At 69.5% G+C, this 17,664-nt stretch carries 20 protein-coding genes; 6 read left to right on the top strand and 14 right to left on the bottom strand.

The annotated features are described in order from the left end of the window. The first annotated feature begins 74 nt into the window (after positions 1-74). The gene (locus tag QP029_RS06295) at positions 75-383 is read left to right on the top strand and encodes a WhiB family transcriptional regulator (RefSeq protein ID WP_284875951.1); all 309 of its coding nucleotides are present in this window, start codon (positions 75-77) and stop codon (positions 381-383) included. An 84-nt stretch (positions 384-467) separates the two neighbouring features. Here QP029_RS06295 and groL read toward each other — a convergent pair whose 3' ends face one another. The 3 genes from groL to QP029_RS06280 all read right to left on the bottom strand — a co-directional run bounded on the left by groL (position 468) and on the right by QP029_RS06280 (position 2,994). After that, a complete protein-coding gene (gene groL, locus QP029_RS06290; RefSeq protein WP_284875950.1) occupies positions 468-2,084 on the bottom strand; it encodes a chaperonin GroEL in 1,617 nt (538 codons plus the stop codon). A gap of 19 nt (positions 2,085-2,103) precedes the next feature. Next, positions 2,104-2,403 carry a co-chaperone GroES gene (gene groES, locus QP029_RS06285; protein ID WP_042620767.1) on the bottom strand — a complete coding sequence of 100 codons (300 nt, stop codon included), beginning with the start codon at positions 2,401-2,403 and terminating at the stop codon, positions 2,104-2,106. A gap of 156 nt (positions 2,404-2,559) precedes the next feature. Continuing rightward, complete coding sequence (locus QP029_RS06280) at positions 2,560-2,994, bottom strand: hypothetical protein (protein ID WP_284875949.1); 435 nt, start codon at positions 2,992-2,994, stop codon at positions 2,560-2,562. 113 nt (positions 2,995-3,107) lie between these two features. Between QP029_RS06280 and QP029_RS06275 the strand changes: the two genes are divergently transcribed. Together QP029_RS06275 and QP029_RS06270 are read left to right on the top strand one after the other, a co-directional pair. Further along, positions 3,108-3,497 carry a DUF3592 domain-containing protein gene (locus QP029_RS06275; RefSeq protein ID WP_284875948.1) on the top strand — a complete coding sequence of 130 codons (390 nt, stop codon included), beginning with the start codon at positions 3,108-3,110 and terminating at the stop codon, positions 3,495-3,497. Continuing rightward, on the top strand, positions 3,494-3,889 hold the full coding sequence (locus QP029_RS06270) for a DUF3592 domain-containing protein (protein ID WP_284875947.1): 396 nt from the start codon (positions 3,494-3,496) through the stop codon (positions 3,887-3,889). Before QP029_RS06275 ends, QP029_RS06270 begins: the two co-directional genes overlap by 4 nt. Here QP029_RS06270 and tsaD read toward each other — a convergent pair whose 3' ends face one another. The 10 genes from tsaD to QP029_RS06220 all read right to left on the bottom strand — a co-directional run bounded on the left by tsaD (position 3,890) and on the right by QP029_RS06220 (position 13,190). Continuing rightward, complete coding sequence (tsaD, locus tag QP029_RS06265) at positions 3,890-4,927, bottom strand: tRNA (adenosine(37)-N6)-threonylcarbamoyltransferase complex transferase subunit TsaD (RefSeq protein ID WP_284875946.1); 1,038 nt, start codon at positions 4,925-4,927, stop codon at positions 3,890-3,892. Continuing rightward, positions 4,924-5,394, bottom strand: a complete 471-nt coding sequence (rimI, locus tag QP029_RS06260; RefSeq protein WP_284875945.1) for a ribosomal protein S18-alanine N-acetyltransferase — start codon at positions 5,392-5,394, stop codon at positions 4,924-4,926. Before rimI ends, tsaD begins: the two co-directional genes overlap by 4 nt. Then, the gene (tsaB, locus tag QP029_RS06255; protein WP_284875944.1) at positions 5,394-6,056 is read right to left on the bottom strand and encodes a tRNA (adenosine(37)-N6)-threonylcarbamoyltransferase complex dimerization subunit type 1 TsaB; all 663 of its coding nucleotides are present in this window, start codon (positions 6,054-6,056) and stop codon (positions 5,394-5,396) included. The genes rimI and tsaB overlap by 1 nt, the downstream gene beginning before the upstream one ends. 27 nt (positions 6,057-6,083) lie before the next feature. Then, positions 6,084-6,566 (bottom strand): hypothetical protein, encoded by a 483-nt coding sequence (locus QP029_RS06250; protein WP_284875943.1) that lies wholly within the window; start codon positions 6,564-6,566, stop codon positions 6,084-6,086. 61 nt (positions 6,567-6,627) lie between these two features. Continuing rightward, positions 6,628-8,232, bottom strand: a complete 1,605-nt coding sequence (locus QP029_RS06245; protein WP_284876172.1) for an aspartate:alanine exchanger family transporter — start codon at positions 8,230-8,232, stop codon at positions 6,628-6,630. 18 nt (positions 8,233-8,250) lie between these two features. Further along, complete coding sequence (gene tsaE / locus QP029_RS06240; RefSeq protein ID WP_284875942.1) at positions 8,251-8,760, bottom strand: tRNA (adenosine(37)-N6)-threonylcarbamoyltransferase complex ATPase subunit type 1 TsaE; 510 nt, start codon at positions 8,758-8,760, stop codon at positions 8,251-8,253. Next, positions 8,757-9,854 (bottom strand): alanine racemase, encoded by a 1,098-nt coding sequence (gene alr, locus QP029_RS06235; protein ID WP_284876171.1) that lies wholly within the window; start codon positions 9,852-9,854, stop codon positions 8,757-8,759. Before alr ends, tsaE begins: the two co-directional genes overlap by 4 nt. 36 nt (positions 9,855-9,890) lie before the next feature. Further along, the gene (locus QP029_RS06230; RefSeq protein ID WP_284875941.1) at positions 9,891-10,958 is read right to left on the bottom strand and encodes a maleylacetate reductase; all 1,068 of its coding nucleotides are present in this window, start codon (positions 10,956-10,958) and stop codon (positions 9,891-9,893) included. 52 nt (positions 10,959-11,010) lie between these two features. Further along, complete coding sequence (locus QP029_RS06225) at positions 11,011-12,201, bottom strand: cytochrome P450 (RefSeq protein WP_284875940.1); 1,191 nt, start codon at positions 12,199-12,201, stop codon at positions 11,011-11,013. Positions 12,202-12,275: 74 nt separating this feature from the next. Beyond that, positions 12,276-13,190, bottom strand: coding sequence for a LysR family transcriptional regulator (locus QP029_RS06220; protein ID WP_284875939.1), 915 nt, complete (start codon positions 13,188-13,190; stop codon positions 12,276-12,278). Between the two features lie 119 nt (positions 13,191-13,309). On the opposite strand from QP029_RS06220, the gene QP029_RS06215 reads away from it, so the two are divergent. Together QP029_RS06215 and QP029_RS06210 are read left to right on the top strand one after the other, a co-directional pair. Continuing rightward, positions 13,310-13,507, top strand: a complete 198-nt coding sequence (locus tag QP029_RS06215) for a ferredoxin (RefSeq protein WP_284875938.1) — start codon at positions 13,310-13,312, stop codon at positions 13,505-13,507. Between the two features lie 4 nt (positions 13,508-13,511). Then, entirely contained in the window at positions 13,512-14,648 is a 1,137-nt protein-coding gene (locus QP029_RS06210; protein WP_284875937.1) for an NAD(P)/FAD-dependent oxidoreductase, read from the top strand. Between the two features lie 89 nt (positions 14,649-14,737). On the opposite strand, the gene glmS is transcribed toward QP029_RS06210, so the two are convergent. Further along, positions 14,738-16,615, bottom strand: a complete 1,878-nt coding sequence (gene glmS, locus QP029_RS06205) for a glutamine--fructose-6-phosphate transaminase (isomerizing) (RefSeq protein ID WP_284875936.1) — start codon at positions 16,613-16,615, stop codon at positions 14,738-14,740. A gap of 122 nt (positions 16,616-16,737) precedes the next feature. Between glmS and QP029_RS06200 the strand changes: the two genes are divergently transcribed. Further along, positions 16,738-17,592 (top strand): poly(ethylene terephthalate) hydrolase family protein, encoded by an 855-nt coding sequence (locus tag QP029_RS06200; protein ID WP_284875935.1) that lies wholly within the window; start codon positions 16,738-16,740, stop codon positions 17,590-17,592. The last annotated feature ends 72 nt before the right edge of the window (positions 17,593-17,664 follow it).

Here is a 17,664-nt window from a genome sequence, read left to right as displayed (position 1 = left end):
CGCAGCGCCGACGGCCCACCGTCCGGCTGCACCGGCCCAGACAGACCGAGTACTTCTCAAGAGGAGATTGTGACATGGCACAGCCGCACCTGCTTCCCGGCCCGAACGCCGACTTCTGGGACTGGCAGCTCCACGGCGCCTGCCGGGGCGAGGAATCCGATGTCTTCTACCACCCGGACGGCGAGCGGGGCCGCGCGCGCTCCCAGCGGGAGAACCGTGCCAAGGCCATCTGTCACGCCTGCCCCGTCATCGCCTCCTGCCGCGAGCACGCCCTCCAGGTCGCCGAGCCCTACGGCATCTGGGGCGGACTGTCCGAGTCCGAGCGCCTCATGGTGCTCCGCAACCGCAGTGACCGCCGGAACCGCCAGAAGGTCACCGTCTAGGACCACACACGAAAACCCGGGTCAGGGCACGCGGTACGCGCCCTGACCCGGGTTCAGTTCTGCCCGGTGCCACCCGGTGGGTGACTAGTGGTGGTGGTGGCCGTGGCCGGCGTCAACCGCCGGCTCCTCCGGCTTGGTCACCACGGAAGCCTCGGTGGTGAGGATCATCCGGGCCACCGACGCGGCGTTGACCACCGCGGAGTGGGTGACCTTGACCGGGTCGATGATGCCCTGCTCGATGAGGTTGCCGTACTCCAGGGTGGCGGCATTGAAGCCCTCCCCGTTCGGCAGCTCGGCGATCTTGGCCACGACGACAGCGCCGTCGAGGCCAGCGTTGGCGGCGATCCAGAAGGCCGGCTTGACCAGTGCGCGGGACACGGCGAGCACACCGGTGCGGGCCTCGCCCTCGAACTCCTCGGCGTAGGCCTTGAGCTCCTCGGCGATCTGCACCAGGGTGGAACCGCCACCGGCGATGACGCCTTCCTGCACGGCCGCGCGGGCCGCGTTGATGGCGTCCTCGACGCGCAGCTTGCGCTCGTTGACCTCGGTCTCGGTGGGGGCGCCGACACGGATGACGGCGACACCGCCGGAGAGCTTGGCCAGGCGCTCCTCGGCCTTCTCCCGGTCCCAGGAGGAGTCGGTGGAGGCGATCTCGCGGCGGATCTGCTCACGACGGGTCTCCACCTCCTCCGCGGTGCCGGCACCGTCGACGATGACGGTGTCGTCCTTGGTCACGGTGATGCGGCGGGCGGAACCGAAGACCTCCGGGCCGGCCTCGTTGAGGTTGATGCCGACCTCCGGGTCGACCACGGTGGCGTTGGTGACCACGGCGAGATCGTCCATGAAGGCCTTGCGGCGCTCACCGAAGTACGGGGCCTTGACGGCAACGGCCTTGATGGTCTTGCGGATGGAGTTGACCACGAGGGTCTGCAGCGGCTCGCCCTCGACGTCCTCGGCGATGATGAGGACGGACTTGTTGGACTCGACGACCTTCTCCAGCAGCGGCAGGAAGTCCGGCAGGGAGGAGATCTTGTTGCGCACGAGCAGCACCAGGGCGTCCTCCAGCACGGCCTGCTGGGCGTCGACGTCGGTAATGAAGTACGGCGACAGGAAGCCCTTGTCGAAGGAGATGCCCTCGGTGACGTCGAGGGAGGACTCGATGGACTGGGACTCCTCGACGGTGAGGACACCGTCCTTGCCCACCTTGTCCATGGCGCCGGCGACCATCTCGCCCACGACGGCGTCGCGGGAGGAGACGGTGGCCACGTTGGCGATCTCCGTGGAGGAGGCGACCTCGGTGGCGCGGGCCTTGAGCAGCTCGACGGTCTTGTCGGCCGCGGCACCGATGCCGCGGTTGAGCTCGACCGGGTTGGCACCGGCGGCGACGTTGCGCAGCCCCTCGTGGATGAGGGCCTGGGCGAGCAGGGTCGCGGTGGTGGTGCCGTCGCCGGCGGCGTCGTTGGTCTGGATGGCCACGGACTTGACCAGCTGGGCGCCGAGGTTCTCGAAGGGGTCCTCGACGTCGATGTCGCGGGCGATGGTGACGCCGTCGTTGGTGACCAGCGGGCCACCGAAGGCCTTGTCCAGGACCACGTTGCGGCCGCGGGGGCCGAGGGTGACCTTCACGGCGTCGGCAAGCGTGTCGACGCCGCGCTGAATGCCCTCGCGGGCCTCCTGGTTGAATGCAATGAGCTTAGCCATAGGGCTGGAAGCCTCCCGACTACTTCTCGACGATGGCGAGCAGGTCACGTGCGGAGAGGAGCAGGTACTCCTCGCCGTTGTACTTCAGCTCGGTGCCGCCGTACTTGGAGAAGATGACGGTGTCACCCTCCTTGACGTCGACCGCGACGCGCTCGCCCTTCTCATCGGTGCGGCCCGGGCCCACGGCGATGACGGTGGCCTCCTGCGGCTTCTCCTTGGCGGAGTCCGGGATGACCAGGCCGGAAGCGGTGGTGGTCTCGGCCTCGACGATCTGGACCAGGACCTTGTCCTCGAGCGGCTTGATGTTGACGTTTGCCACGATGAATCCTCCGTGAAAGTGATGTGGGTGATGTGCCGGTTGTGGTGCCAGCACAGCCGTCGTCGCGGGTGAACAACTGTGGGTGAGACAACCTGACTGGCACTCTACCCTCGTGAGTGCCAGCACTCAACATTCACGGCTGCCAGGGGCGTGTCCTCAGTCCTCCACGCTCAGGGAACCCCGGTTTAGCACCGCCGCCCGCCACAGCCGGTAGTCCTCCTCGTTGTCCTCCCGGTAGTTCTTCACCGCCCGGATCCCGTCCTTGACGCGGCGGATCTCGTCGAGGCCGATGTCCTGCCCCTCGGCGCCGACGAAGATGACGCTGCCGGAGATCGCCGAGGTCGGGTCCGTGAGGAAGGACGGGTTGCCGGTGGCGGAGGTGTTCCGGCCCAACGACGCCACCGGGTTCGGCTCCGCACCGTTGTCCCGGGCCTGCGGGTTGAACAGGGCGGCGTAGTCGGAGCCGTCCTCCTGGAACGCCACCGCGACGCGGTCCTGGGAGACGCCGCCGAGGAACTGCGCGGCGTGCTCGAGCTCGAACTCGATGGTGTGGTGGGTCAGGTCGGGACGGACGAGGAAACCGGTGATCATCGGGGGAGGTCCTTCGGGTCGGGAATGTAATCCCGCTCACCGTAACGCCACGCGGGCCATCCCGCTCGGCGAGCGCCGCACCGGCCCACCCGGAGGCGATTAGACTCCCCGCCATGGACTTCTCGGACTGGCTGCCGCTCGCGCTGGGCGGCGCCGTCGTCGTCATCGGCCTCGTCGCCACCGGCGTCGGCGTGAGCCTGCTGGCCCGACCCCGGGCCACCGGCCGCATCATCCGGGTCGAGGACCGGCGGACCTCCCGGCACCAGCCCGCCCGGTGGATCATCACCTACGAGTTCACCGACCCGGACGGGGTCACGCACCGGGGACACCAGCACGGCCCCCGGTACGGTGCCCGGGAGGGTGATCCGGTCACCGTGTACCACCGTCGCATGGACCCGGCCGACCGGCCGGCGATCCACCCCTGGTCACTGGTCGGTGTGGGGCTCACCGTCATCGCGGCGGCCGTTGTGGGCATGTGGCTGACGGCGGGCGGGCAGCCGTGACCGCCGACCTCGCGTGGCAGAACTGGGTGGCCCTGGCCGGCGGCCTGGCCATGACCGTCGCCGGCGTGGTCGGCCTGGTGCACTACGTGCGCACTCTGCGCTGGCCGCGGGCCGAGGCCGTCGTGGAGGCGACGGAACCCTCCTATCACGAGGGTGGTTCCACCTGGACGTACCACGTGGTCTTCGACGATCTGGCCGGGCACCGGCACCGGGGGCGTGCCTTCGACAACAACCGCAACCGGGCCCCGGGGGAGACCGTCACGGTCCGTTACGATCCGGCGAATCCGGCCGACACCGTGACCACGCCCCGACTGTTCCGCTGGGTGCCGGGCGTGGCCAACGTGATCATCGGCGCCGGCCTGGTGGCCTACGGCCTGACCTACCAGTGGTGATCAGCCGATCACCAGCGGGGTCTCCACCTCAAGGGAGGGGTCGGTGCCCACGGTGAGGGCGCTGGGGCCGGATCCCTCGTGGATGAGCTGGGCGGCCAGGGCGGCGATCATCACGCCGTTGTCGGTGCACAGGGAAAAGCGCGGGACGCGCAGCTCGATCCCGGCCGCCTCGCACCGCTGCCCGGCCAGTTCCCGCAGCCGGGAGTTGGCGGCCACTCCCCCGCCGAGCAGCAGCACCGTCGCGCCCACGTCCTGGCAGGCGCGCACCGCCTTGACAGTGAGGACGTCGCACACGGCCTCCTGGAAGGACGCGCACACGTCCTCGACGGAAATGACCCGGCCCTCCCGTTCAGCGGCCTCCACGTAACGGGCCACGGCGGTCTTGAGGCCGGAGAAGGAGAAGTCGTGGCGGGAGTCGGACTTCTTCATCAGCCCCCGGGGGAAGGCGATGGCGTCGCGGTCACCGCGGGCGGCGAGGCGGTCGATGACCGGCCCGCCGGGGTACCCCAGCCCGAGGAGGCGGGCGACCTTGTCGTAGGCTTCACCGGCGGCGTCGTCGAGCGTGGAGCCCAGTTCCCGCATGGGGCGGCCGACCGCGTCCACCTCGAGCAGCTGGGTGTGCCCGCCGGAGACGAGCAGGGCGACGGCGTGCGGCAGCGTCTGGCCCTCGAGGTTGGCCACCGCGACGTGCCCGCCGAGGTGGTTGACCCCGTAGAAGGGCACTCCCCAGGCGGCGGCGTACGCCTTCGCCGCGGACGCCCCGACGAGCAGCGCCCCGGCGAGACCGGGACCGACGGTGGCGGCGACGGCATCGGGGCGGGACACACCCGCCTCCGCCAGCGCAGCCCGCATCACCGGGCCCATCTCCTCCAGGTGGGCGCGCGACGCGATCTCCGGGACCACGCCGCCGAAACGGGCGTGCTGCTGCATCGACGACGCGACCGAGTCCGCGAGGACGGTGAGCGTGCCGTCCTCGGCGAGGTCGACGACGCCGACGCCGGTCTCATCGCAGCTGGTCTCGATTCCCAGGACGATCACTGCCCGTTCCTCTCACTCTGGGACGGCCGCGTCATGGTGTACGCGTCCGCGCCGGACGGCTGATAGTAGTTGCGCCGGATACCCTGCCGGACGAACCCGAACCTCTCGTACATGGCGATGGCCGCCTCGTTGTCCGTGCGGACCTCGAGGAACACCTGCCCGTCGACCCCGTCGGCGGCGGCCATGAGCTGGTCCATGAGCACCCGCCCCAGGCCGCGGCGCTGATGCTCCGGGTCGACGCCGATGGTGTGGATCTCGAACTCCGGGTCATCGCGTGGCCCGAGCATGGCCATGCCCCCGTAGGCGAGCAGGTCATCGCCGTCGAACACCCCGAGGTAGAGGGTGTGCGGGGCGGCGAACTCGACGAGGAAGATGTCCCGTGGCCACGGGTTGTCCCCGGGGAAGAGCTGTTCCTCCAGCTCCGCGCAGCGGGTCGCGTCGGGCAGTGCCAGTCTGCGGATCTCCATTACAGCTCCACCTCCGGGATCGCGGGTGACGGCTGCCTCGCCGCCGGTTCCTTCGCGTCGGGCCGCCGCAGGTACAGCGGGACCAGCGGCTCCGGCGTTGCGGTCAGGTCCGCGCTCGCCACCAAGGATGCGGCGTCCGGCGCCAGATCATGCGTATCGACGCCCCGCAGCTGCCCCGGCAGCTTCTCCCCCAGCGCCGCCGGCACCGACACCACGTCGACCTCGTGCGGCAGGGCCAGCTCACCCGGCGCGATGACGTCGGGTCCGTGGGTGCGGGCGTGCCCGTCGTAGGTGGCCCAGTAGATCTCCCGGCGGCGGGCGTCGGTGGCCACCAGCACCCGGCCGGCGGGCAGGCGACGGGCGATCGCGTCGAGGGAGCACACCCCGTGGACGGGGATGCCGAGCGCGTCGCCGAAGGCGGCCGCGGTGGCCATGCCGACGCGCAGGCCCGTGAACGGGCCCGGACCACAGCCGACGACGACGGCGTCGAGGTCGGCGAAGCCCACCGCGGCGTCGGCAAGCAGGGCCTGCACCGTGGGGGTGAGCTGTTCGTTGTGGGCGCGGGTGCCCTCGATGACCCGGTCGCGGGCGGAACCGTCGGAGGTGTCGACCAGGCCGGTGACCAGGTCGGGGGTGGACGTGTCGATCGCGAGTACTAACACGTCGTCCAGGGTAGTGGAGGGGTCGGGCTAACCGAGCAGCGCCCAGCCACCCTCCTGGGTCTTGCCCAGCGGGAGCATGACGCGGGAATCGAAGTAGCCCTGCAGCGGGACGGTGCACAGGTCGATCTCGGAACGGTCGATCCGGTCGAAGGCCTGGCCACCCTCGGCGTCGCGGAGCAGGAGGTAGTTGGTGTCCTCCGGGACGCCCTCGGTACCGAGGTTGAGTTCGCTGGCGTCGGCCTCGTAGGTCTGGGCGATGCCCTGCTCGGTGGCGAAGGGGCACACGACGGCGGCGGCGATCCACTCCTCCCCGTAGATGTCGCCCGGGGACAGGCCGACGACGTTGAGGCCATCCTCGTCCATGCCGGCGACGGCCTGCTCGAGTGCCCCGGCGGCCTCGAATCGCGTCTCCGTCCCGGTCGGTCGCAGGGCGATGATGAGGGCCAGGACGGCGATCCAGGCGACGACGACGGCGGCAACGATGCCCAGTCCGGCTTTGCTCAGGCGCACAGGGGTCTCCTTAGAGGGGTTGAGGGAATGTCCCCTCCACGGTACTCCCCGCGCGGGCGGCTCACAGCAGCAGGAGCAGGAGAATCTGGCTGGCGATGATCTTGCCGATCATCGCCGTCGGGTACACGGTGGCGTAGCCACGGGTCGCCAGCTCGGTGCCCGTCTGCCCGTTGAGGTAGGAGATGATCGCCGGATTCGTCGTCGCGCCCGCGGCCACGCCCATCGCCTCGTCCCAGCGCAGCCGCAGCACGAGCATGCCGATGACGGCACACAGCAGCGCCGACGCCAGCGTCACCGCGAAGCCGGCCGCCATGTAGGTCAGGGAGGACGGGTCGGTGAGGGCGTCCCGGAATCCCGCGCCCGCGGTGGTGCCCACGCCAGCGAGGAACAGCGCCAGACCGAGGGTGCTCACCGTGTTCACCGCGTGATACGGCATGGTCCACGTGACCGGCCCGGTGCGGTGCAGCGCGCCGAGGACCAGGCCCGCGACGATGGGGCCGCCGCCGAATCCGAGGGAGAGCACCGAACCACCGGGCAAGGGGACGGGGATCGCGCCGAGCAGCAGACCCAGCAGCAGGCCGAGGGCGAAGGGCAGCAGATCCGGGGCGGCCAGGGAGCGTTCCGAGTCCCCCAGGTAGGTGCGGACCTCCGCCATCCGGTTGGGGGCGGCGACCACCCGGACGCGGTCGGAGTAGTTGAGAACATCGTCGGCCGCGGGCACGACATCGGAGTCACCGCGGCGGATGCGGGCGATCTGGAATCCGGCGTCGACGGTGTTGAGCTGGGCGAGGGTTCGACCGACGATCCGCGGATTGGAGACCGTCAGGCGCTTGTACACCAGGTCGGTGCCCTCGATGGACACGTCGACCGGCTCGCCGAGGGCGGCCTGGGCGGCGGCGATGGCCTCATGGGTGCCGTTGATCACCAGGACCATGCCCTCGTGCAGTTCGTCGGTGGGGGCGGCGAGGGTGTGGTCGTGCGGACCGTGGACGATGCGGGTGGCGATGACGTCCGCCCCTGCCAATGCCGGCAGCTGGGACACCGTTCCGGTGATCCCGGGGCCGATGCGCAGCCCGTCCCACTCCAGTGGGGCGATGATGAGGCCCTCGGCGCGCGCGTCGCCGATGTGGTCTACCTTGAGCAGGGCCGCGCCGACGGCGGCGACGAGGATGGAGCCGAGGACGGCACCCGGGTAGGCCAGCGAATATCCGATGACCGGCTCACCCGCGGCCGCCGGGTCGGTCTGCTCCACCATGGCGACGATCGCCGCCATGCCCGGGGTCGACGTCAGGGCTCCGGCGAACATGCCGGCACCCGTCGTCGCCTGCAGACCCAGGCCCTTGACCAGGGCGACCGAGAGGCCGACCAGGGAAGTGAGCAGCGCGATCATGAACAGGGTCAGGCGCCAGCCGCGGGTGCGGAACTCCGCGAAGAAACGCTCGCCGGCGGTCAGGCCGATGGCGTAGACGAACATCGCCAGGCCCAGCTGGAACACCAGCGGCGGGATCTGGATGTCCGGGTTGGCGGTGGACAGGCCGAGGGCGACGAAGAGGACGGCGGCCGCGCCGAGCGAGAGGCCGAACACGCGGATCCGTCCGAGGGCGAGGCCGATCGCGAGGATGGCCACCAGCGCGATGAGGGGGTTTGCGGCGAGAAAGTCCAGCACACCCGCCATTGAACTCTCCTAGACCTGGTCCGGCAAACCCGGGCTGCGCAGCTCCCAGGTGAAGATGCGGGCCTCCGAATCCGGGTCCTCCCGCACCGCGGTCTCCCGGTCGAGGTGGATGAACAGGTATTCCTCGGTGATCTGCTCGACGAGGCCGCCGCCCCATTCGGCGACGACGACGGCGTCGAGAAGTTCCGTGTCCAGGTCGAGCGCGTCGAGCTCACCGAGTGGATCACCGGAGGACCCCTCTCCGAGCAGCCGGTAGGCGTCGACGTGGACGAGGGTGGGGCCGCCGACGGTGGAGCGGTGCTCCCGGGCGATGACGAAGGTCGGGGAGGTCACCCGCCCCCTGACACCGAGACCGGCGGCGATGCCCTGCGTGAGCGTGGTCTTGCCCGCGCCGAGCGGGCCGTCGAGGATGACCACGTCCCCGGCCTGCAGCGCCCGGCCGAGCTCCTCGCCGAAGGCCCGGGTGTCGGCGGCGGTGTCGAGGCGGCGCGTGCCACGGGCGGGAAAGTCGCTTCTCACAGGTGCACCCCTCCCTCGTAGGTGCGGACCGTCCGGCCGGTGGGACGGCAGACCACCTCGTAGTTGATGGTGCCGGTGGCGGCGGCCAGCTCGGTGGCGCTCATGCCGCCCTCCCCGAAGATAACGGCCTCATCATCAGGCTGCACGCCGAACTCGTTGGCGCCCAGGGACACGACGATCTGGTCCATGCACACCCGCCCGACCTGCGGGTACCGTTTCCCGCCGATGCCGACCTCGAGGTGGCCCTGCCAGTTCCGCGGCACCCCGTCCGCATACCCGGCCGGCACGACGGCGAGGTAACCGTCCTCCCCGGCCGTCCACGTCAGCCCGTAGCTGGTGCCCTCCCCCGCCGTAATCGGCTTGACCACGAGCACCGACGCAGCCCACGTCATCGCCGGCCGCAGCCCGTGGTTGAGGCCCGGCACCGGCTCCAGACCGTACATGGCCACCCCCACCCGGACCTGCTCATGGCGCAGGTCGGGGCGGGTCAGCGCCGCCGGTGAGTTGCACAGGTGGTTGACCGGGACGTCGAGTCCCAGCGAGCGGGCACGGGCGATGGCCCGGCCGAACGCGGTCGCCTGGGCGTCATTGGCCGGATGCTCCGGCTCATCCGCGCAGGCCAGGTGGGAGAAAACCCCGGTGACGGTGAGGTGGTCGGCATCCCGCAGCAAGGTGAACACCTCGTCCCAGTCCGCCTCGTCGACCCCGGAGCGGTGCAGACCGGTGTCGACCTTGACGCAGACGCGGGCGGGCACGGCGGCGTCGACAAGCGTGCGTGCGTGGGCGAGGGAGGGGACGCCGAGCTCGACGCCCAGGGCGAGCGCCTCCGCGATGTCCTGCTCCGGCGACCACAGCCACGCCAGCACCGGCTTATCGACGCCGCCCTCCCGCAACGCCACCGCCTCCCGCAGCGTCGCCACCCCGAACGCGTCCGCACCGTTGTCCGCCATGATCCGGGCCGCCTCCAGCGCCCCGTGCCCGTACCCGTCGGCCTTGACCACCGCCATGAGCCGGACATCCCCGATAAGGCCCTTGATCGTGCGGGTGTTGTGGGCGATCGCATCCAGGTCGATGCGGGCGGTGAGCAGATCCATGGTGCTCATTCTGCCACCCTTGACGAGGACCGCCGATCACCCGCCGGCCGGATCCGCCCCCTGCAGCGCCGCCGTGAGCAGCGCGGTGAGATTGTCCGCGGTGACCTCGCGGGGGTTGGAGTCCGGGACCGCCTCGAGGGCCTGCTCCACCACGGCCGGGATGCCCTCGGCGGTGAAGCCGAGCTCGGCGAGGGACCGCGGGGCGTCGAGACGCTGTCGCAGATCCTGCAGACCCGCCAGCGCCGTCGGAGCGTCGAAGGCGGTGGCCAGCCGCGCCTCCGCCGCCGGGGCGTGCGGCGCGTTGAAGGCCAGCACATACGGCAGGACGACGGCGTGGGTCTGGGCGTGCGGCAGGTTGAAGGTGCCGCCGAGGATGTGGCAGAGCTTGTGGTGCATGCCCGATCCGGCAGACGCGAAGGAGACCGCGGCGAGATAGGCACCGTAGAGGGCCTGATCACGGCCGTCGACGGCGGCGGGGTCCTCCACGATCTGCGACAGGCCCGCCGCCAACGCCCGGGCCCCCTCCGTCGCCAGGGCCGCAGTGATCGGATCGACCCTCGGCGCCCACAGGGAATCGACGCAGTGCGCGATGCCGTTGAACCCCGACGCCACCGACAGCCCCACCGGCAGCGACAGGGTGAGCTCGGGATCGTAGATCACCGACACCGGCAGAACCACGTCGTCCGTCCCCGTGACCTTCCGGCCGGCCTCCGTCATCCCCCACACATTGGTCGCCTCCGAACCGGCGTAGGTGGTGGGCACCGCGACCTGTGGCAGACCCGAGGTCAGACTCACCGCCTTCGCGGTCCCCACCGCCGAACCACCACCCACCGTGACCAGCAGGTCGATGTGCCCCAGACGCGCGGCGTCCCGGGCCCGGTCCGCCACCTCCACCGGCACATGCATGGCGATGTCGTCGTGCCACACCGCCACCTCGATCCCGGCGAACATCTCCCGGGCCCGGTCCATCTCCCGGGGACTGGCGATGACCATGACCCGCTCCGCACTGAAGCGGTCGATCTCCTCCGCCAGGTGGGTGGCGGCCTGCCCTGCCCCGAACAGGACGCGCTGGCCGAGGGTGACGTGATGGAAGGTGAGACTCATGGTGGCGAGGGTAGCGGGTGTTCCGGCGGGGTGCGCCGGGTCGCGCAGTTTCTCAGGCGAGCACGACGTCCGTGATCTCAATGGAGGAGAACGGGTGGGTGAAATTGTTCAGGCGACGCTCGGTCCGGGCCACGGTGTAGGACTCGACGTGGGTGGCCAGCGCCTTGATGACGGCCTGGGCCTCGAGGCGGGCGAGCGCCTGGCCGGCACAACCGTGGATGCCGTAGCCGAAGCCGAGGTTGTCCACCGGGTTGCGGCGGATGTCGAAGACCTCGGGGTTGTCGTAGTGGCGGGGGTCGAGGTTGCCGGCGTCGAGAAGCAGCGCGACCTGGGCCCCGGCGGGGATGGTCGTGCCGTCGACCTCGACGTCGCGGGTGGTTCCGCGGCCCAGCACCGGAGCGGGGGTACGCAGACGGAGCACCTCCATGAAGGCGGCCGGGACGAGGGAGAGATCGGAGCGCAGCAGTTCAAACTGGTCCGGGTGCGCGGCGAAAAGCTCGAGGGCGTTACCGATGGAGGTGATGGTGGTGTCCAGGCCGGCGGCGATGTACTGGTGGATGATCATGCCGCAGGCCTCGTGGGGGATGTCTCCCCGCTCGGCGGCGGCGAACAGGGCCCGGCCGATGGAGCCTTCGAGAAGGTCGTCTGCCTTGACGGTGTGGTGGGTCCACTCGACGAGTTCACCGACGAGCGGGAGGCCGGAGGTGGCGCGCTCGTTGAGGGGCCCGAGCATGTTGAAGGCGGCCTCACCCCAGGGCAGCATCTTCTCCCGGATCTCCCCCTGGATGCCGATGAGGTCCATGACGATGGAGACCGGGAATGCCTCCGCCAGTTCCGTCATGCCGTCGAACTCCCCCGTGGCGGCCAGCTCCCTGACGAGCACGTCACCCTTGGCGAAGATGTCGTCCTTCATCTTCCGCATGGCGCGGTTGTTGAGATTCTCGGACAGGGCGGCACGCAGGGGTCCGTGCTGCGGCGGATCCGAGGCGAGTGAGGTGCCCCGGAGGTAGCCGTTGGAGGTGTCGTTGAAGGCGACCTTCGTGGAGGAGAAGGTGAGCGGGTCGCCGAGGGCGTCGCGGACCTGGTCGTAGCGGGTGATCGCCCAGACGTCGTTGGCGGGGACGTGGACGACGGTGCCCTGTTCACGCAGCTGGTTGTGGTACGTCGTGGGGTTGCCCAGAACCTCGTCGGAAAAGAGGTCGAGGTCGGTGGTGGGAACGGCGGTGGCGGTGGCGTGTGTCATGGGCCACAGTCAACCTCAGGGCGATACATCTGACAAATGAATATTTGTGATCTCCCCCATTCATCTGGCGAATGTCATTCGCCACCCGAGGCCGCCTGCACGAGCAGGTCCCGCAACCAGCCACGGTAGGCATCGTCAGCCAACCAGGGGTTCCACACCATGTCCACGCTGAGGCCGAGCAGATCGAAGGGGAAGGGGACGAAGTAGAGCTCCCGGTGCCGGGCCATTCGTTCCATGATCCGGCGCCGGTGCAGACCGACGCGACGCATCCCCTCGACGAACTGCGGGACCAGCAACCAGTCGTTGACGCGGACATCGATGTCCACCTCGATACCCCGGTGGCGCAGCATCTCGTAGGGGCGGGGGATGCGGTCGGCGTCGAGCACCACGTGAGGCCAGGTCCACAGGCGGTCGACGACGTTGTCGGCGCTGAGGCCGGGGGTGCCGCTGACGACGACCCAGTCATCGTCGAAAAGCCGCTCCCGCGAGTGCGAGGAGGCGTACCCCTCGGCGAGCAGCAGCACATCGGCCTGCCCTTCGGTGAACACCGCGTCGGACATGTCCGCCGTCGTGATCACCCGCAGCCGAACCCCCGGGGCCTGCTCCTCCAGCAGGCGGGTCAGCGGTCCACCGAGAATGTAGGCGACCGACGTCGACATGGCGACGGTGACGGTCCGCTGACTGTGCCGGGGGTCGAAAATCTCCCCGCCCAGTAGCCCGGAGGTGCGGGAGAGCACATCACGCAGGGGCCCGAGCAGACCCTTGGCCCGTGGCGTGAGGATGCTGCGATTGCCCTCCCGGACGAGGATCTGGTCGTCGAACAGTTTCCGGATCCGTCGCAGGGCGTGGCTCATCGCCGGCTGGGACAGACCGAGCCGCTCGGCCGCGCCGGTGACGGAGCGCTCCTCCAGCAACGCATGGAGCGAGACGAGGAGGTTGAGGTCCACCGTCGCCAGGTTGACGGTCGACCGACGGCCGGAGGTATCCATATGACGAATATAACCCATGAGAAACATTCATTAGACACATTGCGGCTGTTCTGCGACGCTCAGAACCACACCACCATGACGCCGGTCACATCGACGTCCGCACCACCAGGAGGACACTCATGAGCACCACCCGCATCGAACTCGACCGCCCGCGCTGCGAGGGCCACGGCCTCTGCGAGGAGGCCGCCCCGGACCTCATGCACCTCGACGATGACGGCGAACTGGTCATCGACCGCCCCGAGATCGACGAAGCCGACCTGCCCACCGCGCAGGACGCCGTCCGCGTCTGCCCCGTCGCCGCCCTGAAGCTGGTGTGAGCACATGGCTGACCTGCACAGCATCGTCATCGTCGGAAACGGCGTGGCCGGGTTGACCGCCGGCGACACCCTCCGCCGCCTCGGATACGACGGAGCCCTCACCATCATCGGCGAGGAACCGCACGCCACCTACTCCCGCCCCGCCCTGTCCAAGGTCGCCCTCGCCCCCGGCGAGGACCTCGACGTGGGCACACTCCCCGACCCCACCCACGGCGGCACCGAACTACTCGGCCGCACCGCCGTCGGCCTCGACACCGACGGCCGCACCGTCTCCCTCGATGACGGCACCCAGGTGGGCTTCGACGGCCTGATCATCGCCGCCGGCTCCCACGCCCGCCGCTTCACCGACAGCGCGCGCGAACTCACGCTCCGATCGCTGGACGACGCCGCCGTGCTCAAGCGCCATCTCCTCGACCGACCGACGGTCACCGTCATCGGCGGCGGACCACTCGGCATGGAGGTCGCCTCCGGAGCCGTCGGCCTCGGTTGCCCCGTCACCCTGGTCCATCCCGGCACCCCGATGGAACTGCATCTCGGGTCACTGCTCGGCGGCATTCTCACCGATGCCGCCCTCGAGCAGGGACTGCGGGTCATCGACGCCATGGTGTCGACGGTCCGGGAGTTCGGCGAAGGCATGACCGTCACCCTCACCGACGGGTCCGAGCTGACCTCGGACATCGTCATCACCGCCGCCGGGGATCTGCCGAACATCGGCTGGTTGGAAGACTCGGGTCTGCTGGCTGGCGGTCGCCTCATCGCCGACGACCGCTGCCGGATCACCGACCGGATCGTCGCCGCCGGTGACGTCACCTGGATCAACGGCCCGTCGGGGGTGGGCCGGAAACCGATCTGGACCACGGCCATTGAACAGGGCAAGGTGGCCGCAGCTGCACTCCTGCACGGCGATGACGCCCCCGCCCTCGACCACCCCGTCTACTTCTGGACCGATCAGTGGGGCCAGTCACTCAAGATGAGCGGGCCCATCCCCTCCGGCGAGGAGGATCCGGTGGTGGTCGAGGGTGACCTCGCCGATCGGGCGGCGGTGCTGCACTGGCCAGGTTCCGGTACTGCCGCCGCCCTCAACATGCGCATGCCGATCCCCCGGCTGCACAGGTTGGCTGCCACCGAGACGGTGGCCTGACGCCGTCCCGGTGACAGCCACCGCCCACCGACGACACGACCCCCTCCCCCGCGCATGCGGGAGAAGGGGTCTCGGCGATCCCGGACGGGTTACTCCACGGTCACGGACTTCGCCAGGTTACGCGGTTTGTCGATGTCATCGTTGCCGCAGGCCCGCGCAATATCCGCGGCCAGGTACTGCAGCGGAATGGTGGCCAGCAGCGGCTGCATGATGGAGGCGGACTCCGGGATGGTGATCAGCCAGTTGGCGTAGGGCTCGACGGCGGTGTCACCCTCCTCCGCGATGACGATGGTCTTCGCGCCGCGGGCCCGGATCTCCTGGATGTTGGACACGATCTTCGAGTGCAGCAGCTTGACGCCACGCGGGGAGGGCACGACCACGACGACGGGCAGGTCGTCCTCGATGAGGGCGATGGGGCCGTGCTTGAGCTCGCCGGCGGGGAACCCCTCGGCGTGGATGTAGGCCAGTTCCTTGAGCTTGAGCGCCCCCTCGAGGGCCACGGGGAAGCCGACACCGCGGCCGAGGAAGAGCATGGTGCGGACGGCACCGAGGACGTCGGCGATCTCCTGGACCTGGTCCTTAGTGCCGAGGACCTGCTCGATCTTGCCGGGGATGTCCTCGAGTGCCTGCCAGATCTCGGCGATCTCGTCGGGGTACTTGGTGCCCTTGGCCTGGGCGAGGGCGAGGCCGACGATGTAGTTGGCGGCCACCTGGGCGAGGAACGCCTTGGTGGAGGCGACGCCGATCTCGGGGCCGGCGTGGGTGTAGAGGACAGCGTCGGACTCGCGCGGGATCTGGGAACCGTTGGTGTTGCACACGGCGAGGACCTTCGCCCCCTGGGTCTTGGCGTGGCGCACGGCCTCGAGGGTGTCGGCGGTCTCACCGGACTGGGAGATGGCCAGGACGAGGGTGCGCTCGTCGAGAACCGGGTCGCGGTAGCGGAACTCGGAGGCCACCTCGATCTGCACGGGGATGCGGACCCAGTGCTCAATGGCGTACTTGGCCAGCAGACCGGAGTGGTAGGCGGAACCACAGGCGACGACGAAGACCTGGTTGATGCTCTTGAGGTCGTTCTCAGAGATGTTCTGCTCGTCGAGGACGACACGCCCGTCCTGGTAGTGGCCGGCGAGGGTGTCGCGGACGGCTGCCGGCTGCTCGTGGATCTCCTTCATCATGAACGAGTCGAAGCCGCCCTTCTCGGCGGCGGCGAGGTCCCAGTCGATGGTGAAGGGCTTGCCCTCGGCGGCGGAGCCGTCGAAGTTGAGGACCTCGTAACCGTCCCTGGTGATGACGACCACGTTGTCCTGGTCCAGCTCCACGGCGTTCTTCGTGTACTCGATGAACGCGGCGACGTCGGAACCGAGGAACATCTCGCCCTCGCCCACGCCGACGATGAGCGGGGTGGAGCGACGGGCGGCGATGATCTGGTCCGGGTGGTCGGCGTGCATGAACAGCACGGTGAACGCGCCTTCGAGACGGCCCAGCACGTGAAGCGCGGAAGCGCGGAAGTCGCCGGCGGTCTCGCCGTCGTTGTAGGCCTGCGCCAGCAGGTGGGCGGCGACCTCGGAGTCGGTCTCGGACTTCAGCTCGATGCCGGCGGCCTCCAGCTCGGCGCGCAGCGGGGCGAAGTTCTCGATGATTCCGTTGTGCACGATGGTGACACGTCCGTCGAAGGACATGTGCGGGTGCGCGTTCGCGTCCGTGGGCCGGCCGTGCGTGGCCCAGCGGGTGTGCCCGATCGCGGTGGTGCCGGTCAAGGTGTCCTCGCCGACCTCGGCGATTTTGTCCTCCAGGTTGGCGAGCTTGCCGGCCCGCTTGACCATGTTGATGACACGACCGCCCTCGGCGTCGGTTCCGGCGACGGCGATACCGGACGAGTCGTACCCGCGGTATTCCATGCGTCGCAGCGCATCCAGCGCGAGGTTGAGGCCCTGTCGTTCACCGACGTATCCAACGATTCCACACATAGCGAAAACTGTAGTGGATTCGCGTATCGACGCCCACCTGTCCCCCACCACCGCGCCCCTCCCCCGTGTCCGTCTCCGCGTCCGTCTCCGCGACGTCGATAAGTTCCACTATCCTGGTGGGCGTGTCTGAGAATCTGAAGAAGCACCTGGCCCAACTGTCCAAGCGCGGACCGCACCGCGTGCTCGTCGGCGATCTCAGTTACGCCGGCCTCCCGGGCAAGGTCTACGCCCCCGCCGAGGGCAACGGCGTCCCGGCGATCGCGTTCGGACACGACTGGACCAAGTCGATCAAGGTCTACCACGGCACGCTGCGCCATCTCGCCAGCTGGGGCATCGTTGTCACCGCCCCCGACACTGAAACCGGCCTGGTCCCCGACCACCGCGGTTTCGCCGCTGACCTGGAGACCGCCCTGCAGATCGCCGCTGGTGTGAAGCTCGGCAACGGCAATGTCACCGTCTCCCCCGGCAAGCTCGGCATCGCCGGCCACGGCATGGGCGCCGGCGCCGCGGTGCTCACCGCCGCAAACAACTCCATGGTCCGCGCTGTCGGTGCGCTCTACCCCGCGGTCACCGCCCCGCCGGCCTATGAGGCCGCCCGCTCGGTCACCGCCCCGGGACTGGTCATCGGTGCCGGCAAGCACGATCTCTTCGATACCGGCAACCCAGCCAAGGTCGCCTACAACTGGGGTGGCCCCTGTGCCTACCGCGAGGTCGACAACGGTAACCAGGTCGGCTTCACCGAGGACACTCTCTTCCGTCTCGCCATCGGTCAAGGATTCTCGCAGGCCTCCGGCACCGAGGTCGCCCGCGGCCTGCTCACCGGTTTCCTGCTCCACCAGCTGGATGACCAGCGCAAGTACTCCGCCTTCTCCGCCAAGCTCGCCGAGGGCAAGAACGTCGAATCCTTCGCCGGCCGCGACCTGGCCAAGAAAGCCGGGGCTGAAGGCAGCACGAAGCTCAGCGAGCTGGAGAAGTAGCCGCTTTCTCCCACACTGACGACGCACCGCAGGGGTTGATACCCGTACTGTGCGTCGTCTCTTTGTTCCCCG

It is taken from the genome of Corynebacterium suedekumii (assembly GCF_030252185.1).
In the GTDB taxonomy this organism is placed as follows: Bacteria; Actinomycetota; Actinomycetes; order Mycobacteriales; family Mycobacteriaceae; genus Corynebacterium; species Corynebacterium suedekumii.
This window is presented reverse-complemented; position numbering and strand designations above follow the sequence as displayed.

What these genes read in the sequence shown, in the direction of transcription:
- glmS (WP_284875936.1), bottom strand. Translation starts at nt 16,615, where the DNA reads ATGTGTGGAATCGTTGGATACGTCGGTGAACGACAGGGCCTCAACCTC.
- QP029_RS06215 (WP_284875938.1), top strand. Translation starts at nt 13,310, where the DNA reads ATGAGCACCACCCGCATCGAACTCGACCGCCCGCGCTGCGAGGGCCAC.
- QP029_RS06210 (WP_284875937.1), top strand. Translation starts at nt 13,512, where the DNA reads ATGGCTGACCTGCACAGCATCGTCATCGTCGGAAACGGCGTGGCCGGG.
- groL (WP_284875950.1), bottom strand. Translation starts at nt 2,084, where the DNA reads ATGGCTAAGCTCATTGCATTCAACCAGGAGGCCCGCGAGGGCATTCAG.
- QP029_RS06295 (WP_284875951.1), top strand. Translation starts at nt 75, where the DNA reads ATGGCACAGCCGCACCTGCTTCCCGGCCCGAACGCCGACTTCTGGGAC.
- alr (WP_284876171.1), bottom strand. Translation starts at nt 9,854, where the DNA reads ATGGATCTGCTCACCGCCCGCATCGACCTGGATGCGATCGCCCACAAC.
- QP029_RS06275 (WP_284875948.1), top strand. Translation starts at nt 3,108, where the DNA reads ATGGACTTCTCGGACTGGCTGCCGCTCGCGCTGGGCGGCGCCGTCGTC.
- QP029_RS06220 (WP_284875939.1), bottom strand. Translation starts at nt 13,190, where the DNA reads ATGGATACCTCCGGCCGTCGGTCGACCGTCAACCTGGCGACGGTGGAC.
- rimI (WP_284875945.1), bottom strand. Translation starts at nt 5,394, where the DNA reads ATGGAGATCCGCAGACTGGCACTGCCCGACGCGACCCGCTGCGCGGAG.
- QP029_RS06280 (WP_284875949.1), bottom strand. Translation starts at nt 2,994, where the DNA reads ATGATCACCGGTTTCCTCGTCCGTCCCGACCTGACCCACCACACCATC.
- QP029_RS06230 (WP_284875941.1), bottom strand. Translation starts at nt 10,958, where the DNA reads ATGAGTCTCACCTTCCATCACGTCACCCTCGGCCAGCGCGTCCTGTTC.
- QP029_RS06225 (WP_284875940.1), bottom strand. Translation starts at nt 12,201, where the DNA reads ATGACACACGCCACCGCCACCGCCGTTCCCACCACCGACCTCGACCTC.